1 protein-coding gene is annotated in these 909 nt (G+C 66.1%); it reads left to right on the top strand.

Annotation, left to right across the window (positions count from 1 at the left end; translation table 11 throughout):
• Positions 1 to 100 precede the first annotated feature (100 nt).
• On the top strand, positions 101 to 909 hold an 809-nt coding region (locus ACZYOF_RS43975; RefSeq protein WP_463719618.1), incomplete at its 3' end, for an IS256 family transposase.

The following is a 909-nucleotide window of genomic DNA, read 5'->3' as shown; positions in this document are numbered from 1 at the left end:
GGTCCCGTCGCGGAGTTGGTTGGAATTAGGGTTGGCGTAGGCTCCGGGGTGATCAACCTCGAATCGTCCGGCGTTGAAGCGTCGGACTGGAGACTACGCCATGAGGCAACCTACCACGAAGCCTGATTCCTTGCAGCCCGCGACCGAGCTGGCTGTTGATCTTTTCGACAATTGGTTCGACCCGATCGAGACCGAGGTGCGGACTCGGTCGCGCCAATTCATCGAAGAACTACTACGCGGCGAACTCGATGCTGCGCTGTCACGGCCGCGCTACGGACGAAGCCAGATGGCCGGCAATGCGGCAAAAGATGGCGTCACGGGCCATCGCCACGGCAGCCGCACGCGGTCGCTGACAGGCACGTTCGGGCCGATCGAGATAGCAGTGCCGCGTGCCCGGCTGACCACGTCCGAGGGCAAGACGACGGAATGGAAGAGCCAAGCACTGCGGGCCTATCAGCGGCGCACGCTTGCCGCCGACGCGCTGATCGCGAGCAGCTATCTCGCTGGCACCAATACGCGGCGGGTACGTCGCGCGCTGGCGGCGCTGTTCGGCGGGACGGTCGGCAAGGACACGGTGAGCCGGACCTGGCGCAAGGTCAAAAGCGACTGGGACGCCTGGAATAGCCGCTCGCTGGCCGAGGAGCCGATCGTGCGGCTGATCCTCGACGGCACCGTCGTTCGCGTGCGGCTCGACCGCAAGGCGACCACGATCTCGCTGCTCGTTGTCCTCGGGGTACGCGCCGACGGCCAGAAAGTGCTGCTCGCGATCAGAAGCATGGGCGGCGAGAGCGCCGAGGCCTGGCGCACGGTGCTCGGCGATCTCATCAAGCGTGGGCTCAGGCGTCCCGAGTTCCTGATCGTCGATGGCGCGCCGGGGCTCGACAAAGCCATTGCCGCCGTCTGGGACGG

It is taken from the genome of Bradyrhizobium sp. LeoA1Lang (genome assembly GCF_055413685.1).
Note: the sequence above shows the minus strand (reverse complement) of the source record. Positions and strands in the feature narration are given on the sequence as shown.